Below are 16692 nucleotides of genomic sequence, written 5' to 3' on the forward strand. Positions count from 1 at the left end.
CTGACCACCGCGCCGATCCTCGCCCTGGCCGCTTCCCTGGCCATCGGCGTGCTCGCCTTCCACGGCGACCCGGTCGCCAAGCAGGACGTCCCCCCGCCCCCGGCCGCCAGCATCACCACCTCCCCGAGCCCGACGGCCGCCCCCACCCCGGCGGTCACCCCCACCCCGACGGTCACCCCCACCGACACCGGCACCCCGACCGGCGACGCGGAGACGGACGTCCCGCTCGCGGACGTCACCCCGTCCTCCACTCCCACACCGACCGGCTCGGCCAGCTCGTACACCTTCCGGGGAGTCAAGTTCAAGGTCCCGGCGGGCTGGCGGACGGTCCCTGGTCCCACGGCCTCCTCACTGTGCATCCTCGCCCCCGGCGCGCCGAAGTCCGCCCAGGGCGCCGACTGCGAACCGTACGGTGCGCTGCTGACCGTCTACACCAGCTTCGACGAGGTCAACCAGAGCGGTTCCTGGCCGAACGTCAACGCGTCCGGCAGCGAGTCCGGCTGGGCCAAGCAGCCCTCCTGCCCGGTGTGGGGCAATCCGCACGCCCTTGGCCCGAACGACGCGCTGAAGACCTCCGTCCCCACCAGCACCCGGGACATCGTGGCCGATCGTCCGGCCTACAAGTCCATCTGGCAGGTCTCCTGCAACAGCAAGGAGTCCTTCACCGCGCAGATGTGGCGCTTCACCCAGGACCAGGTGTACCTGACGACGGCCGGCCTCAAGCCGGAGCACCAGGCCGCCGTGGTCTCGATCCTGGACACCCTGGACCTCAGCGGCTACAAAACCCCGTTCCTCGCGCCGAACGAGAACGACATCGGCATCGCCCTCGACGGCCTCGGCGCCGGTCAGCAGGTGCCGGCGAACGGCACGCCGGTGGCCTTCTCGGTGACGTACCGGAACACCGGCCAGACCTCCTACGCGTCGGTCCAGCCGCTGCTCTACACCGAGTCCTATGCGGGATCGCCGGCGAGCGGTGATACCGAGCCGGTGAACGCGGGCAAGCTGGAGCGCCTGGACGGTGACCACTGGACCCCGGTTCCGGTCTCGCCCGCGGGAGGCATGGACTACGCGCTGGCGGGCAAGGTGGCCTCCTTCCCGCTGGCGCCGGGCCAGAGCAGGACGGTGAAGTTCCGGCTCACCCTCGACGGCGCGAACGGCGCAGGGGTGATGCCGGTGACGGCGCAGGCCGCGCTGCCGTACGACGGTACGGGGCCGCTGACCACCATCGGCCGGAACAGCATCCCGGTGCGGGTCGTGAAGTAGCGTCCGGCATGCTGCCGCGAAAGGCGCCGCAGACGCTCGCGACTCCGACGGCCACCGCGGCGCCGTCACCACCGTCCGGCCCGCCGTCCGGCGCTGACCCCTCGCCGACGGCCGAAGGGCCCCGGCCTCCCCACCGGGGGAGGCCGGGGCCCTTCACCGATCGGCTCAGGCGAGCGAGGCCATCCACGCCTCGACGTCCTCGGAGCGGCGCGGCAGCCCCGCCGAGAGGTTCTCGTTGCCCTCGGCGGTGACCAGGATGTCGTCCTCGATCCGGACGCCGATGCCGCGGTACTCCTCCGGCACGGTCAGGTCGTCCTGCTGGAAGTACAGACCGGGCTCGACGGTGAGCACCATGCCGGGCACCAGCAGGGCGTCGACGTGCTCCTCGCGGCGCGAGTGGGCGCAGTCGTGGACGTCCAGGCCGAGCATGTGGCCGGTGCCGTGCAGGGTCCAGCGGCGCTGCAGGCCGAGCTCCAGGACCTTCTCGACGTCGTACACCGAGGCGTCCAGCAGGCCCCAGGCGAGCAGGCGCTCGGCGAGGACGCGCTGCGAGGCCTCGTGGAAGTCGCGGAAGCGGGCGCCGGGCTTGACCGCGGCGATGCCGGCCTCCTGGGCGTCGTACACCGCGTCGTAGATCTTGCGCTGGAGCTCGGTGAAGCGGCCGTTGATCGGCAGGCTGCGGGTGACGTCGGCGGTGTAGAGGGTGTGGGTCTCCACGCCGGCGTCCAGCAGCAGGAGCTCGCCGGGGCGCACGTCGCCGTCGTTGCGGACCCAGTGCAGAGTGGTGGCGTGCGGGCCGGCCGCGGCGATGGTGCCGTAGCCGACGTCGTTGCCCTCGACCCGGGCGCGGCGCCAGAAGGTGCCCTCGATCCAGCGCTCCGAGGTGGCGACGGCCTGGCCGAGCTCGCGGACCACGTCGGTGAAGCCGTTGACGGTGGCGTCGCAGGCGGCGCGCAGCTCGCCGATCTCCCACTCGTCCTTGACCAGCCGCAGGCCGCTGAGGAACTCCTTGAACTCGGCGTCCTTGTCGGCGTCCAGCACCTCGGCCAGCGCGGCCTCCAGGCCGGCGTCGTAGCCGCGGACGATGCGGGTCGGCACGGCGGGGTCCTTGGCCCGCTCGGCCAGCTCCTCGGCGGCCTTGCGGACGTCGCGCGCCGGCAGGCCGAGCAGCTGCTCCTGTTCGGTCAGGCTGTGCCGGCGGCCGACCCACAGCTCGCCGTAGCCGTCCAGCCAGAACTCGCCGTTCTCGCGGTTCGAGCGGGGCAGCAGGTAGAGGGTGAACTCGTGGCCGGCCTCGCCGGTCGGCTCGGCGACCAGCACCGCGTCCTCGGTCTGGTCACCGGTGAGGTGCACGTACTCGCTGGCCGCGCGGAAGCTGTAGTCGGTGTCGTTGGCGCGCACCCGCAGGTTGCCGGCGGGGACGACCAGGCGCTGGCCGGGGTAGGCGGCGGAGAGCTTGGCGCGGCGCTCGGCCGCGTACGGGGCCTGGGCGATCGGGGCGAGGCCGTGCAGCTCGGTGTCGGCCCAGCCGGACTTCATCGAGGCGGACAGCTCGTCCGAGATCTCGCCGTAGAGGCCGTTCTTGCGGCCGCTGAACTGCTGCGGCTCCTCGCCGCCCTCGGCCTCGGGGTTCTCGGCCACCGCGGGGGTCCGGTCCTCGGTCACGTGCAACGCCTCCTTGGGGGGTGGTACCGCCGCCCCTCGGGGGAGGTGTCGGATCGCGACACGCGCGGGCGGCCGTGCGTCCATGGTACGGACGCTCGGCCGCTCACCGATTCGGGGTTCGCATACCTACTCGAAGCGTGCCGCCAGCATCATCAGGTCGTCGGTGGCCAGGCCGGCGTCCGGGCCGGGGCAGACGGCCAGCAGGTGGGCGCAGAGCCGGTCCGGGTCGATCCGCACGTCGCGCGGGGCGTCGGCGGCGGCCCGGCGCAGGTTGGCCTGCCCGGCGTGCAGGGTCGGGCCGCAGCGGCGGGCCAGGCCCTCGGTGTAGAGCAGCAGGGTGTCGCCGCGCTCGGCGGTGAAGTCCACCCCGGGGGCCTCCCAGCAGGCCAGCATGCCGAGCGGTGCGGAGAGCGAGGTCTCGACGAACTCGGCGCCGTGCCGGCCGACCAGGATCGGCGGGCAGTTCCCGGCGCCGGCGAGGGTGATCCGGCGCTCCTCGGGCTCGACCCAGGCGTAGACGGCGGTGGCGGTGCGGCTCGGCTCGGTGGTCTTGAGCAGCAGCTCCAGGTCGCCCAGGACGGAGACCGGGTCCTCGCCCTCCAGCACCGCGTAGGCCCGCAGCGCGGCCCGGACCCGGCCCATCGCGGCGGCCGCGCCGGGGGCGGAGCCGGGGCCCGCGCCGGGGCCGTCGCCGGAGACCGAGCCGACGGTGAGGCCGACGGTGCCGTCCGGCAGCGGGATGGCGTCGTACCAGTCGCTTCCGCAGGAGCGGTCCAGACCGGCCGGGAGGAGCCGGGCGGCCAGCCGCAGCCCGTCCGGCTGGGGGAGGCGGTCCGGCAGCAGGCCGCGGCGCAGCGCCTCGGTGGTGCGCCGGATGCGTTCGGCCTCCAGCTGCTTGGCGAGCAGCGGGGCGGCGATCTCGCAGTAGTGGCGGGCGAGTTCGCGCTGGCGGCCGGCGGGCTCGGCGGGGCGGTCGTAGAACCAGAGGGCGGCCGCGATCGGGCCGTCCTCGGCGGTGGCGAGCGGCAGGCCGAAGGCGCCGCCGAGGCCGAGGTGGACGGCGAGTTCGCGCAGCCGGGCGCCGATGGCCGGGTCCTCGGCGAGGTCGGCGGAGTGCAGCTGTTCGGGCCGGTCCTGTTCGCGTAGCAGCCGGGCGAGCAGGCTCTGCTCGGTCGGGACGGTCTCCAGGGCGCCGAGGCTGGCCCGGTCGAGGCCGAGGCCGACCGGCTGGCCGGAGCCGCCGCCGGGCATCAGGGTGACCAGGACGCCGCGGCTGGCGCCGAGCAGCGCGGCGCCGGAGGCGAGGACGGCGTCCAGGGTGGCGGCGAGGCCGCGGGCATGGGCGAGCCGTTCGGTGTGCTCGTGCAGGCTGGTGATATCGGACAGACGTCCGGCCAAACGGTCCTGCACGGTGGCGGACGGTGCCGTGAGGTCGTCCGCGGTGCCCTCCGGCGCGTCGGCGCGGCCGGGCAGGTCGGGCAGGTCGAGGACGGTGAGGCCGCCCGCGCAACCGGGTTCGCCCAGCTCGGCGGTCGTCGGCGACGGGTGGGACGTCGACGCGTGGGACTCGGTCATGCCGCCACTCCTGACGCGGTGCTACGTGCCATGCGGAACCCCCAGATACGGCCCAATGTGGAGCGAGCACGGCCAAAGGGCGTGTTTCGCCTCGATTCGCTACTACTCGTCATTGATCGACAGCAATGCCACCACTTCTACACAGGCCATTCGGGGCATGTCCAGATCCAGGACGACGCGGTGGCCGGTTCCACATCGTCATCACCCCGGTCGGAGGGCGTGCGTGGAAGGTGCGCGCGCCGGTCGGGTCCGGAGGCATGGAGCGGGCCGGGAGCGGGCAGAACCGAGAGGACGGACCGGGCGGCCGTCCGGATCGTATGTCCGCGCCGCCCGTGCACCGGGCTGGCCGGAAGTCTCTCACTCGTACGGTGGAACCAAGCGCGCCCGGGCGGCGTCCATCCGGTCGCATACGGGATTCTCGTTCCAAGGGCTGTTCCAGTGCGCGGCCCTTCTCATGTCGTGCTCCACACCGTGCTCCACGTCGTAGCCGCGCCGTCCGCCATGCCGCCCGCCCCCGCTTCGCGCCGCCCGGGGCCGTGCCGTCGCGGGCCCGTGTGGCGAGTCCCGCCGGATGCCGTGGGCGGAGCGAACCGAGCGGTCAGGGAAAGGAACGAGCGCCATGCGTGAGGATCCGAAGAGCCGGTCGCAGGAGTCGTCCGCCCGGCTGGACGCGGCCCTGACGGCCGCCGTCGAACACCGCTGGCCCGTGGTGCCGGGCACCGTGCTGTGCGGCGGGCGCTGTTCCTGCGGCGACCGGGACTGCCCGGTGCCCGGCGCGCATCCGCACGACCCCTCGCTGCTGGCCGCCACCACGGACGCCCGGATGGTGCGCTGGTGGTGGGAGCGGCAGAGCCCGGACGCGCCGGTGCTGGCCGCCACCGGCTCCGCCGTCTCGGCGGTCTCGCTGCCCGCGGCGGCCGGGGCCCGGGCGCTGGTCCACCTGGGCGCGCTGCGGTTGCCGCTCGGCCCGGTGCTGGCGATGCCGGGTCGCTACGCGCTCCTGGTGGCCCCGTACTCGCTCGACGCGCTCGGCGAGATGCTCGCCCAACTCCCTTTGGTTCCTGGATCGTTGCGCTACCACGGGTCGGGCGGCTTCCTGCCGCTGCCGCCCGGCGGGGCGGCCGGTCGGGTGCGCTGGGTGCTGGCGCCACGGCCGTCGGTGGGCGGTGGGGTCCGGCTGCCGCAGGTCGGGCCGTTGCTGGGCGAGTTGGTGGATGCGACGGTCCGGCTGGACAGCGGCCGCTCGGCGCACTGACGGGGCGCCGCCGGAGGGGTTCCGGGGCCCGCTTCGGTGGGCCGCTCCGGAAAACAAAAGATCCGGCCGCTGGCGACGGGGGATGCACCAGCGGCCGGACTCTTTAGACAGTAACAAGGATCCGCGCCCGCGCCAATTTCCAAGACGCCCTCCAGGCCCGGAAATTGCGGCTTCACCGCGACAATGTGACGCGTATCACCCTGATCCCGCGTGCTTTAGTTCAAGGTGACCTGACGGTTCACCAGGTTTGCGCGGGCGCGCCGCTCGTCGGCGGTCAGCGGGGTCTCGTCGGCGAGGACGGCGGCGAGCCGCTCGGCGAACTCGGCGGCCGGCTTCTCGCAGTCGGCGGCGGTCATGGCGAGCGGGAGGTCCCACACCGGGACGGTCAGGCCGTGCGCGCGGAAGGAACCGACCAGGCGGGTGTCCGGGCCGAGCGAGGCCTCGCCGGCGGCGTTCAGCCGGGCCAGCGCGTCCAGCAGCTTCTCCTCGGGCACGGTCATCACCCAGCGCAGGTGGTTCTTGTCCGGGGTGCCGCACCAGTAGGCGGCGTCGAGGCCGGCCAGCTTCTCGGTCGGGATGGCCGAGGCGTTGGCGCGCTCCAGGGAGGCGGCGACCTCGCCGGTGGCGGTCTCGGCGTCCTCCAGCCAGAACTCGAAGCCGGTGTGCACGGTGGGCGTGAACGCGGCGGTGGTGTCCAGGAGGTCCTGCAGGCGGCGCCCGCCCGGGACGGTCCGGCGGGCCGGCACCGGGGTGCCCGGCTCGGTGGCCAGGGCCAGCTCCAGGGCGTCCGCGAGGTCGCGGCTGAGGTCGCCGGAGGCGGACTGGGTCTGCAGGCCGAGCAGGATCGAGCCGTCCTGGCGGCGCAGCGCCGGCCAGGCCAGCGGCAGCACGGTGGCCAGGGTCACCGACGGGACGTCACCGGCGGCGGTCTCGGCGACCCCGGCGGCCAGCGTCAGCGGCACCGTCGCGGCCGGCACCAGCTCGCGCAGCGCCACCCAGTCGGCCTCGCCCGCCAGGCCCTCGAACGGGCGGTGCACCAGCTCCTGCACCGCGTGCGAGGCCTCCCGGCCGTGACAGGCCTTGTACCGGCGGCCCGAGCCGCAGGGGCAGTCCTCGCGGGCCCCGACCACGGGGATCTCGCCCGTGACGGCGGTGGACTGGCGCTGCGGCGCCTTCTTGGCGGCCTTCTTGCCCATGGTGCGGCTCTCCCGGGAACGGTGGTCCTTTGCTCCGGGAAGCCTACTGACGTTCCCCCGGCGCGCGGGAACGCGCCGGGGCGGGCGTCGTACGGGCGTGTGCCCGCGGGCGTGTGCCCGTGGACGTGCGGCTACGCGCTGCGCGCGTCGTCGCCGGTGCGCCGGGCGTGCCGGGCCCGGGCGGGTAGCGCCGCCCAGACCGTCACCTCGCCGGGCGCGTCGCGCACGCCCCAGTCGCTGGCCAGCTGGTCGACGATGCTCAGGCCGCGACCGCCCCGCGAGGTCAGCGAAGGACTGGCGGGCAGCGGCCGGGTGGTCGCGCCGCCGTCGGTGACCTCCAGGGTGAGCACGCCGTCGGCGTGCATCTGCCAGCGGACCAGCACACCGCCGCCCGGCTCGTCCGTACCCTCGTCGTGCTCCCGGCCGCCCGCTGCGGGGTGCGTCCCGGAGGGGACGCCGACCAGCAGCTGGTTCACCACCTCGGCCCGGGCCCCGCGGCCGAGGGCCGGCAGCGGGCCGAGCGGACGGGCGTATCGACAGGCGTTGCTCAACAGTTCGGAAAGGATCAATACGGCATCGTCAATGACCGGTTCCGGTATCTGCCTGTCACCCAGATCTCGACGCAGCCGGCGCCGTACGACCCCGACACTCGCTGGGCCGTGCGGCACTGCCATGGTCGATGAAGTCGGCACTTCGCGCGCCACCATCAACGCCACCCCCGGACCTCCTTCAGCGTATGCCGAGGGATGGATGCCCCTTGGTAATGCGTCGGAAACGACCGCCGGAGGATCCCGCGAGTCCATTTCGAGCAACGCGACTCAGGGTCGACGAGAGGTCATTCCGTGCTCACCCTCCGTCGCCCGAACGCAAGAATTCCGGCAATTCCGTGCACAGAAGGTTTGACTGCCGACCAGAGTGATCGGGCTGAACGGGTACGGCCTTCGGCCCGCCGGCCGGTCACCGCCCGAGCTGGGCCAGCACCTCCGCGGGCCGGTTGGTGATGATCGCGGACACCCCGAGCTCCAGACAGAGCTCGACGTCGGCCGGCTCGTCCACCGTCCACACGTGCACCTGGTGCCCCAGCTCGCGCAGCCGGGGCACCAGCTGCGGCTTGGCCTTGATCAGCTCGATGCCCGGGCCGGCGATCCGCGCCCCGCCCGGCAGCGGCTTGCCCGGGCGCAGCTGGCCGAGCAGCGGCAGCATCCGTTCGATCAGGAAGACCCGCTGGTACTCCGGCGCGGCGACGGCCACCCGGTTCAGCGCGATCGAGGAGAAGCTCATGATCCGGGCGGACGGGCGGTCGCCCTCCCGGGACGCGCCGATCTTGAACCGCTCCAGCATCCGCAGCAGCTCGGCCTCGACGCGGCCGCGGAAGCGGACCGGGTGCTTGGTCTCGATCGCCAGGTCCACCGGGCGGCCGCAGTCCACCACCAGCTCCAGCAGGCGCTCCAGCCGCAGCACGCCGCGCAGCTCCGGGTCGGTGCTGGGGCGGCCGGTCTTCCAGGCGCCGAAGTCGTACGCCTCCAGCTCGGCGAGGGTCATCGCGGAGACGGTGCCCTGGCCGTTCGAGACCCGGCCGATCCGGCGGTCGTGCACGCAGACCAGCTCGCCGTCGGCCGTCACCCGGACGTCGCACTCGACGGCGTCCGCGCCCTCGTCGAGCGCGCGCCGGTAGGCCGCGAAGGTGTGCTCGGGCAGCGCGTGGGAGGAACCGCGATGGGCGATCACCTGGACGGAGGGCGCGGTGCGCGCCGCCGCCGAGGACAGGTCTGGGCTGGTCACGGGCCCAACGATAGGCGGCGGAGGTGACGCGGGGGCGAAGACGGTCCCAACCTGCGGAGCCGGTTTCGCCCCCGGTGTCTCAGGCGCGGGCGGCTCGCCGGGTCAGTGGGGTGAGCGCCCAGGTGACCAGGGCCGGTACCAGGAAGGCGAACAGCGAGGCGGAGGTCCACTCCTGCGGGGTGAAGTGCAGGGCCCGCTGGGCCGAGGTCCAGAAGTCCGTCCACCAGCCGGCCACCGCGGTGGGCGCGATGAACTGGTAGACCGCGAAGCCCAGCACCCACGGCAGCAGCATCAGCCAGCGGGACGGCGCCTTCTCGGAGAGGTCCCAGCCGTGCCGGCCGGCCCCGAAGAAGTAGTCCACCGCCAGCACCGCGAGCAGCGGCACGAACACCGAGCCGATCAGGCCGAGGAAGTTGCTGTAGGTGTCGGTGAACTTGTCGATCCGCAGCGCCAGCACGGTGGTCAGCACGCCGATCCCGCCGCTCAGCACCCGGCGGTCCACCCGCGGGAGCAGGTTCTGCAGCGACATCGCGGTCGAGTACACGTTGGCGAAGGACTGGTCGGTCTCGCGCAGGACCAGCACCAGCAGGAACAGCCAGCCGGCCCAGACACCGAGGAAGGAGTCGAAGATCCGGCTCGGGTCGCCGTCGGACTGCAGCAGCGCCATCAGGCCGAGCACGTAGCACCAGACCTGGGCGACGGTGTAACCGGAGAAGCTGCCCCAGAAGGCCGAGCCCGCGGTGCGCGAGTGCCGGGTGTAGTCGGCGGCCATCGGGACGAAGGAGATCGACACCGCGATCATCGCGTCGGTGGCGCCCAGGAAACCGTGCCAGTTGCCCGCGCCCGGGTCCGGCACGCCCTGACGGCCCAGCTGGACGGTGAAGTACACCATCGCGACCGCGACCGCCCCGGCCACGAAGCGGCGCAGCACCGCGATCGCGCCCAGCGGCCAGATCGTCAGTGCGGTGGTCAGCGCGCCCGCGGCCAGCACGAACAGCCAGCGGTAGCCGGTGGTGTGGGCGACGGTCTGGGCGCCCGCCGAGATGGTCAGCAGCTCGAACACGCCCCAGCCGATGCACTGGACGATGTTCAGCACGGTCGGCAGGTAGGACAGCCGGGTGCCGAACAGCCCGCGCAGGTTGGCCATCGCGGGGGCGCCGGTCCGGGCGCCGATCAGCGCGGCCACGCCGAGCATCGCGGTGCCGACCGCCGTACCGGCCACGATCGCGGTCACCGCGGCGGCCAGCGACAGCTCGCTGCCCTTCTCGCCGAGCACGCTGGCGGCGGTGGAGAAGCCGATCAGGCTGACGCCCAGGTTCATCCAGAGTGCGAAGTGGTCCCGCAAGCGCAGGGTGCGCGGCGGCTCGGTGTCCAGCACCAGCGGCGCCTCGACGCGCCCGTCGGTGCCGGGGGCGGTCGCGTCCGCGGGACGATCAAGGAAATCCTTGGACGTGGGCGCGCCCGAAGAAGAGGATGGCGAAGCAGGCGGCATGGCCGATACTCCCTACGCCGGCATTACCCGGACAGGTTCCGGCGGTCAGCGCCCCCTCGACGGTTCGCCGGTGTCCCGCTTGGCGTACGGTCGACATGCGCACTCTCAGCCTGGTCGGTCCAAGCTCCCGCGTGTCAGTTTGGAGCGACAGGCTAACCGGCACGGGGACGAACGCCAAAGGCCACGGGGTGTGCGGTCCGCATCGCGGAACGTCCGGGCGCGGGGAGGGGAGCCCCCCGACCGTCGCCGTCATCGCCGTCGTCGGTGTCGGCTAAGGATTCTTATGAGTTCTTCAGGGGGGTCCTTACGGCAATCGAATCGACGGTGCGAAAAACTATGGTCCTTGGTTCTGTCAGCTATGGAGGTCGTCCGTGAGCACCGAGCGCGAGGTTGGGCCCACCGGGCCGCAGGGGGAGCAGCCCGCAGGCCCCGAGGAGGCGGCTGGGTCCGTTTCCGACGGCACCGCTCAGGGCGGCCACAAGCCGACCATGGCGTTCAGCCGGGTCCCCGAGCCCGAGGCCGCGCCGGAAGCCGCTGACGCGGCGTCGGTCGCCGCCGACGCCGCCGCCGCGGGCGACGGCGGGCACAAGCCGACGATGGCGTTCGGCCGCGTCCCGGAGCCGGAGGCCGTGTCGGAGGCCAGGCCCGAGCCGGTCGAGGCCGCTCCGGCTGCGGCCGCCCCGGCCGAGGGTGGTCACAAGCCCACCGTGGCCTTCACCAAGGTCCCGGCGCCGGAGGCCCCGGCGGCGCCCGCCGCCGAGGAGCACGCCGTCGACCCGGTCACCGGCTACATCGACGCCCCGCCGCCGGTCCTGCCGCCCGTCGCGCCCGCGCCCGCGGCCCCCGCCGCTCCGGCCGCGGCCCCGGTCGCCCCGGCCCTGCCGCCGGCCGCCAACCCGTACGCGACCCCGTCCCACGGCGTGCCCGCCGCCGGCGCGCAGGAGCCGTACGGGGCCCCGGCCGCCGCCGCCCAGGAGCCGTACGGTGCCGCGCCCGCCGGTGCGCCCGCCGCGCACGGCCACCACCCGTTCGGCGCCGGCCAGCCGGTCGGCGGCTGGGGCGCCGCCCACGACGCCACCTCCGGCGGCGCGGGCTACCCCGGCGGGCCCGACGGCCCCGACTACCCCGGCGGCCCGCTCGGTTACCCGGCCGACTACCCCGGCGGCCCGAACGGCCCCGGTGGCCCGCGCAAGAAGCGCGGCGGCCTGGTGGCCCTGCTCGCGGCCGTCGCGCTGGTCGCCGGCGTGGCCGGCGGCGCGCTCGGCGTGGTCGCCACCAACCACACCAGCAGCAGTTCGGCGAACGACCACCGCAGCACCACCGTGCAGGCCAGCAACACCCAGAAGAACGAGCCCGTCCCCGGCTCGATCGCCGCCATCGCGCAGAAGGCGCTGCCCAGCGTCGTCACCATCAAGGCGCAGGGCAGCACCGAGTCCGGCACCGGCACTGGCTTCGTCTTCGACACCGAGGGCCACATCCTCACCAACAACCACGTGGTCGCGCCGACCCTCAACGGCGGCAAACTGACCGTCAAGTTCGCCGACGGCGCGTCCTACAGCGCCTCGGTGCTGGGCCACGCCGAGGGTTACGACGTCGCCGTGGTCAAGATCGACAACCCGCCGAAGGACAAGCTGGCGCCCCTGGCGCTGGCCGACTCCGACAGGGTCAACGTCGGCGACGCCACGATCGCGATCGGCGCGCCGTACGGCCTGGAGTCCACCGTCACCAGCGGCATCGTCAGCGCCAAGGACCGCCCGGTCGCCTCGGGCGACGAGACCGGCTCGCAGGCCTCGTACATGAACGCCCTGCAGACCGACGCCTCGATCAACCCCGGCAACTCCGGTGGCCCGCTGCTCGACTCCAGCGGTGCGGTGATCGGCATCAACTCGGCGATCCAGTCCAACGCCTCCGCCAACGGCCGGGCCGGCAGCATCGGCCTGGGCTTCGCCATCCCGATCAACCAGGCCAAGTGGGTCGCGGACACCCTGATCAAGACCGGCAAGCCGGTCTACGCCAAGCTCGACGTGCTGCGCAACGACGACTACAAGGGCGACGGCGCGCAGATCCAGACCCGCGACATCCAGGGCCAGCCGGCCGTCACCCCCGGCGGCGCGGCCGACAAGGCCGGCCTCAAGCCGGGCGACGTGATCACCAAGCTCGGCGGCGCGCCGATCGAGAACGGCCCCGCCCTGGTCAGCCGGATCTGGACGCACAAGCCGGGCGAGACCGTGGACGTCGAGTACACCCGCAACGGCCAGACGTACAGCACCAAGGTCACGCTCGGTCAGCGCGAGGGTGACCAGTGACCCTCGGGAGCGCGGAATCGTGTGCGCCGAAGCCCGCCGGACCCGTTAGGCTGACCTCCGCCTGGAGAGCTGCCCGAGCGGCCTAAGGGAACAGTCTTGAAAACTGTCGTGGCGTGACCCGTCACCGTGGGTTCGAATCCCACGCTCTCCGCCGGTAGGAGAACCACCTGCTCAGGGCGGGTGCCGAGACCACTCGGCACCCGCCCGCGGTGTTTTCCGGAGCGGTCCGGTGTCCGGGGTCGTCCCTGAAGCCGGTGTCCCGCCGGTAGGCCGTGCTTGCCCTCGACCGGGTCGAGGGCCCTAGCGTCCCCCGGCATGACCACCGCCACCACTGCGCGGGCGCCGCTGCCCGGTCCGTACCTGCTCTGGCTGGCCGGCACCCAGGCCGGGCTGCTGGGCGACGCCGCGCTGTACTTCGCCCTCGGCTGGGCCGCCTCCGCGCACGGCGGTGGGGCGGCCGGGTTGGTCCTGACGGCGATCACCGTCCCGCGCACCGTGCTGGTCCTGCTGGGTGGTGCGGTCGCGGACCGGTTCGGCGCCCGCCGGGTGATGCTCGCCGGGGACGCGGTGATGCTGGTCGCGACGGCCGCGTTGGCGGTCACGGTGGGCGGCCGGAGCGCGCCGCTCTGGCTGCTGGTCGCGGCGGCGGCCGTGATCGGGACGGTCGACGCCTTCTACCTCCCGGCGAGCGGATCGATGCCGCGCCGCCTGGTGCCCGTCGACCGGCTGCCCCGGGCGCTCGCGCTGCGGCAGGCCGGCGGGCAGAGCGCCGCCCTGCTCGGAGCGCCGCTCGGCGGCCTGCTGGTCACCGCCGGGGGGTTCGCCGGCGCTGCGGTCGCGGACGCGGTGAGCTTCGGGGTCGTCCTGCTGGTCCTGCTGAGGGTCCGGCCCCGGGAGGACGCCGCCGGGCCGGCCGCACCGAGCGGGCTGCTGCGCGAGGCGGCATCCGGGGTCCGGTTCGCCCTGCGCGACCCGCTGCTGCGGGCCGCGCTGCTGCTCACCGGGGCCGCGGCAGCGGGACTGCTGCCGGTGGTGTCGCTGCTCGGGCCGCTGCTCGCCCGGGCGCACGGCTGGACGGCGGGGACGGCCGGACTGGTGGCCGGCGGACAGGCGGCCGGGGTGCTCGCGGTGGCGAGCCTGGTCGCCTGGCGCGGCGCGCTGCCCCGGGCGGGGGTCGGGGCAGCGGCCGGGCTCTGCACGGCCTCGGCCGGCATCGCACTGCTGGCCCTGTTCCCGGTGCCGGCGGTGGCGGTGGCGGGCAGCACGGTGACCGGGGTCGGCTCCGGGCTGTTCGCCTGCCACCTCGGGCCGCTGGTGCTGGGTGGCGCTCCGGCGTCCCATCTCTCCCGGGTGCAGGCGCTGTTGACGCTGGTGCAGAGCGTCGCGCTGGTGCTGTCCAACGGACTGCTCGGCCTGCTCGCCGACAGTGGGGGTGCGGCCGTGGCCATGCTCCTGTGTGCCGTCGCCTCGGGGGCGGCGGGCTTGGTGGCTCTGGTTGCCCGGACCTTCCGTCGGGTGTGACCCGGGGACGTGTTCGGTCCGGTCCGGAGGCGCCCGGCACCCCCGAGGCCCACTTGCCCGCCCCCTCCCCGCCGGGCAGAGTGCGGAGGTGGGGGCGGTCGGGCGGCGAGTGGAGGCGGCGATGAGTGATCTGACGGACCGACTGGCGCGGGGCCTCCCGGCGGAGGCCGTCGTGGTGGATCCGGACGTGACCGCCGCCTACAGCCGTGACATGGCCGGGTTCTGCGCCGCAGGTGCGCCTGCGGTGGTGGTGTTCCCGGAGACGGTGGAGCAGGTGCAGCACGTGCTGCGCACCGCCACCGAGCTGCGGGTGCCGGTGGTGCCGCAGGGGGCGCGGACCGGGCTGTCGGGGGCGGCGAACGCGGTGGACGGCTGCATCGTGCTGTCCCTGGTGAAGCTGAACCGGATCCTGGAGATCGACCCGGTGAACCGGATCGCGGTCGTGGAGCCCGGTGTGGTGAACGCCGAACTGTCCAGGGCCGTCGAGGAATCGGGGATGTACTACCCGCCGGACCCGTCCAGCTGGGAGTCCTGCACGATCGGCGGCAACATCGGCACCGGCGCGGGCGGGCTCTGCTGCGTGAAGTACGGGGTCACCAGCGAGTACGTGCTCGGGCTGGACGTGGTGCTGGCGGACGGGCGGCTGCTGTCCACCGGGCGCCGGACGGCCAAGGGGGTGGCCGGGTACGACCTGACCCGGCTGCTGGTCGGTTCGGAGGGGACGCTCGGGGTGGTGGTCCGGGCGGTGCTGGCGCTGCGGCCCGTACCGGCCCCGCAGCTGGCGCTGGCGGCGGAGTTCCCGAGCGCGGACGCGGCCGGTGCGGCGGTCTGCGAGGTGATGGCGCGCGGGCTGACGCCGTCACTGATGGAGCTGATGGACGCGGTCTCGGTGCGGGCCGTCAACGAGCTGGGGCGGATGGGTCTGCCGGAGTCGACCCAGGCGCTGCTGCTGGTGGCCTTCGACGGGCCGGACCGGGAGGCCGAGTCGGCGCGGGTCGCCGAGCTGTGCCGGGAGGCCGGGGCGACCGAGGTGGTGCCGGCCGAGGACCAGGCGGAGTCCGACCTGCTGCTGGCGGCCCGGCGGCTGGCGCTGCCCGCGATGGACCGGCTGGGCACCACGATGATCGACGACGTGGCGGTGCCGCGCTCCCGGCTGGCCGAGATGCTGAACGGCGTCGCGGCGATCGCCGAGCGGCACGCGCTGACCATCGGGGTGGTCAGCCACGCCGGGGACGGCAACACCCATCCGATCGTGATCTTCGACGACTCGGACGAGGAGCAGGCGGTACGGGCCCAGCGCTCCTTCGACGAGATCATGGCGCTCGGACTGGAGCTGGGTGGCACGATCACCGGGGAGCACGGGGTGGGGCTGCTCAAGCGGGACTGGCTGGCCCGCGAGCTGGGGCCGGTAGCGCTGGACCTGCAGCGGCAGCTCAAGGCCGTCTTCGACCCGTTGGGGATCCTCAACCCGGGCAAGATGGTCTGATTTTCCACACCCTTCGGTTCGCACCGGCCCAGCCCCTTCCGCTCGAATTTTCAATACGACTTTCAGATGGTCTACGAATGGGCGAAAAGTCGACATGAAAGGGTGGTTGAACTTTTTTGGGGGGCGCGTTCACGGGCGGACTGCGCCGGGGCGGTGCGCCCGGTGGTTCGCGTGGCATCGAAGCGCCGTTTCCCGAAGTCCGTCGACCGGCCGCAGTCCGGCCGCAGTCCGGGCGAAATCCCAGGTGGGCGATGGTGTGTCGGTGCGCTGTTCGGATTCGCCGCCGTTATGCGCGGCCCGGGTGGATATCACGCTAACGGGCGAAAACTGCCCTGTCGGCTAGTGCTTTGTCGATTTGTTGCGGAAGTCTGTCTACCGGCGTCGCAGCCAGCAGGTGTTCGTCTGGCCGACGAACTCCCGCACCCCATGCTCGACATTGCACGATTGACGGCTTCTTGGAGACTCACATGGCTCGCATCAACACCCGCCGGGTGTCCGGGTTCCTACTAGCCGCCCCGCTGGCGGCCGGCCTGCTGCTGCCGGGTGCCGGCGCCGCGGCCGCCGACAACGGCGCGGGTGCCGCGGGCGGCTCCAACGCCGGCGTGGTGTCCAACACCGGGACCGGGAACGTGTTCGGCGGGGTCGACGGCAACTACGTCTCCACCCAGCAGACAGCCACCGGCTCCGGTGCCTCGAACCAGGACAACACCCTCGCGTCGAAGGACAACGCGGGCAGCATCCTGGCCGGCCAGGGCAACAAGAACGTCAACGTCATCTTCGCCCCGATCTACCGCTGACCGCCCCGCGCACCACCGACGGCGGGGGCGCCGGAGGTGGACGACCGCGGGTGAGCTGAGCATCCGCGGAGGGGCTCGAAGCGGTTCCCGGGCGGGCTTCCGTCCGGGTGCGGATCGGACAGAGCGCTTTGACCGGCCAAGCGGAAAGGGTCGCCGCGAAACCGGCCTCGTGGGCGGTGCCGCCGTCGGCACCGCCCACGAGTGCGTCCGGGGCCCGGTCCGAAGCCTCCGGCCGGCTCGAAGTCCCGGTCCGCATGAAGCCCCGTTACCTTTTTCACGGCCCCGCAACGGGGCTCCCGGCCTCCGGGCCCGGCATGACTTGTGGCCCCAGTCGATCATGATCGAAAAGGTGCT

11 protein-coding genes, 1 tRNA gene and 1 pseudogene are annotated in these 16692 nt (G+C 73.5%); 7 read left to right on the forward strand and 6 right to left on the reverse strand.

The genetic code is table 11. From position 1 onward, the window contains the following. Nucleotides 1-1263: pseudogene (locus tag ACZ3UD_RS36665) on the forward strand (hypothetical protein); the annotation flags it as partial. Between the two features lie 165 nt (nucleotides 1264-1428). Here the strand turns inward: ACZ3UD_RS36665 and ACZ3UD_RS36670 are convergent. Further along, entirely contained in the window at nucleotides 1429-2928 is a 1500-nt protein-coding gene (locus ACZ3UD_RS36670) for an aminopeptidase P family protein (RefSeq protein ID WP_465598125.1), read from the reverse strand. Between the two features lie 126 nt (nucleotides 2929-3054). Continuing rightward, complete coding sequence (locus ACZ3UD_RS36675; protein WP_465598129.1) at nucleotides 3055-4503, reverse strand: PP2C family protein-serine/threonine phosphatase; 1449 nt, start codon at nucleotides 4501-4503, stop codon at nucleotides 3055-3057. A gap of 619 nt (nucleotides 4504-5122) precedes the next feature. On the opposite strand from ACZ3UD_RS36675, the gene ACZ3UD_RS36680 reads away from it, so the two are divergent. Continuing rightward, nucleotides 5123-5758 (forward strand): bifunctional DNA primase/polymerase, encoded by a 636-nt coding sequence (locus ACZ3UD_RS36680; protein WP_465598132.1) that lies wholly within the window; start codon nucleotides 5123-5125, stop codon nucleotides 5756-5758. 215 nt (nucleotides 5759-5973) lie between these two features. On the opposite strand, the gene ACZ3UD_RS36685 is transcribed toward ACZ3UD_RS36680, so the two are convergent. The 4 genes from ACZ3UD_RS36685 to ACZ3UD_RS36700 all read right to left on the reverse strand — a co-directional run bounded on the left by ACZ3UD_RS36685 (nucleotide 5974) and on the right by ACZ3UD_RS36700 (nucleotide 10228). After that, complete coding sequence (locus ACZ3UD_RS36685) at nucleotides 5974-6954, reverse strand: DUF5926 family protein (RefSeq protein WP_465598135.1); 981 nt, start codon at nucleotides 6952-6954, stop codon at nucleotides 5974-5976. Between the two features lie 131 nt (nucleotides 6955-7085). After that, a complete protein-coding gene (locus ACZ3UD_RS36690) occupies nucleotides 7086-7523 on the reverse strand; it encodes an ATP-binding protein (protein ID WP_465598138.1) in 438 nt (145 codons plus the stop codon). 388 nt (nucleotides 7524-7911) lie between these two features. Beyond that, on the reverse strand, nucleotides 7912-8736 hold the full coding sequence (locus ACZ3UD_RS36695) for a glycerophosphodiester phosphodiesterase (RefSeq protein ID WP_465598141.1): 825 nt from the start codon (nucleotides 8734-8736) through the stop codon (nucleotides 7912-7914). 79 nt (nucleotides 8737-8815) lie between these two features. After that, nucleotides 8816-10228 carry a purine-cytosine permease family protein gene (locus ACZ3UD_RS36700; protein ID WP_465598144.1) on the reverse strand — a complete coding sequence of 471 codons (1413 nt, stop codon included), beginning with the start codon at nucleotides 10226-10228 and terminating at the stop codon, nucleotides 8816-8818. A gap of 371 nt (nucleotides 10229-10599) precedes the next feature. Here ACZ3UD_RS36700 and ACZ3UD_RS36705 point away from each other — a divergent pair, with 371 nt between their 5' ends. The 5 genes from ACZ3UD_RS36705 (at nucleotide 10600) to ACZ3UD_RS36725 (ending at nucleotide 16338) form a co-directional block, all read left to right on the forward strand. After that, complete coding sequence (locus ACZ3UD_RS36705; protein ID WP_465598147.1) at nucleotides 10600-12534, forward strand: S1C family serine protease; 1935 nt, start codon at nucleotides 10600-10602, stop codon at nucleotides 12532-12534. A 63-nt stretch (nucleotides 12535-12597) separates the two neighbouring features. Continuing rightward, nucleotides 12598-12685, forward strand: a tRNA-Ser gene (locus ACZ3UD_RS36710). A 164-nt stretch (nucleotides 12686-12849) separates the two neighbouring features. Beyond that, nucleotides 12850-14055, forward strand: a complete 1206-nt coding sequence (locus ACZ3UD_RS36715; protein WP_465598150.1) for an MFS transporter — start codon at nucleotides 12850-12852, stop codon at nucleotides 14053-14055. 121 nt (nucleotides 14056-14176) lie between these two features. After that, nucleotides 14177-15541, forward strand: coding sequence for an FAD-binding oxidoreductase (locus tag ACZ3UD_RS36720; RefSeq protein ID WP_465598153.1), 1365 nt, complete (start codon nucleotides 14177-14179; stop codon nucleotides 15539-15541). 467 nt (nucleotides 15542-16008) lie between these two features. Then, nucleotides 16009-16338 (forward strand): hypothetical protein, encoded by a 330-nt coding sequence (locus ACZ3UD_RS36725; RefSeq protein ID WP_465598155.1) that lies wholly within the window; start codon nucleotides 16009-16011, stop codon nucleotides 16336-16338. The last annotated feature ends 354 nt before the right edge of the window (nucleotides 16339-16692 follow it).

Source organism: Kitasatospora sp. NPDC023118 (assembly GCF_055560875.1).

What these genes read in the sequence shown, in the direction of transcription:
- ACZ3UD_RS36675 (WP_465598129.1), bottom strand. Translation starts at nt 4,503, where the DNA reads ATGACCGAGTCCCACGCGTCGACGTCCCACCCGTCGCCGACGACCGCC.
- ACZ3UD_RS36680 (WP_465598132.1), top strand. Translation starts at nt 5,123, where the DNA reads ATGCGTGAGGATCCGAAGAGCCGGTCGCAGGAGTCGTCCGCCCGGCTG.
- ACZ3UD_RS36685 (WP_465598135.1), bottom strand. Translation starts at nt 6,954, where the DNA reads ATGGGCAAGAAGGCCGCCAAGAAGGCGCCGCAGCGCCAGTCCACCGCC.
- ACZ3UD_RS36700 (WP_465598144.1), bottom strand. Translation starts at nt 10,228, where the DNA reads ATGCCGCCTGCTTCGCCATCCTCTTCTTCGGGCGCGCCCACGTCCAAG.
- ACZ3UD_RS36715 (WP_465598150.1), top strand. Translation starts at nt 12,850, where the DNA reads ATGACCACCGCCACCACTGCGCGGGCGCCGCTGCCCGGTCCGTACCTG.
- ACZ3UD_RS36720 (WP_465598153.1), top strand. Translation starts at nt 14,177, where the DNA reads ATGAGTGATCTGACGGACCGACTGGCGCGGGGCCTCCCGGCGGAGGCC.
- ACZ3UD_RS36725 (WP_465598155.1), top strand. Translation starts at nt 16,009, where the DNA reads ATGGCTCGCATCAACACCCGCCGGGTGTCCGGGTTCCTACTAGCCGCC.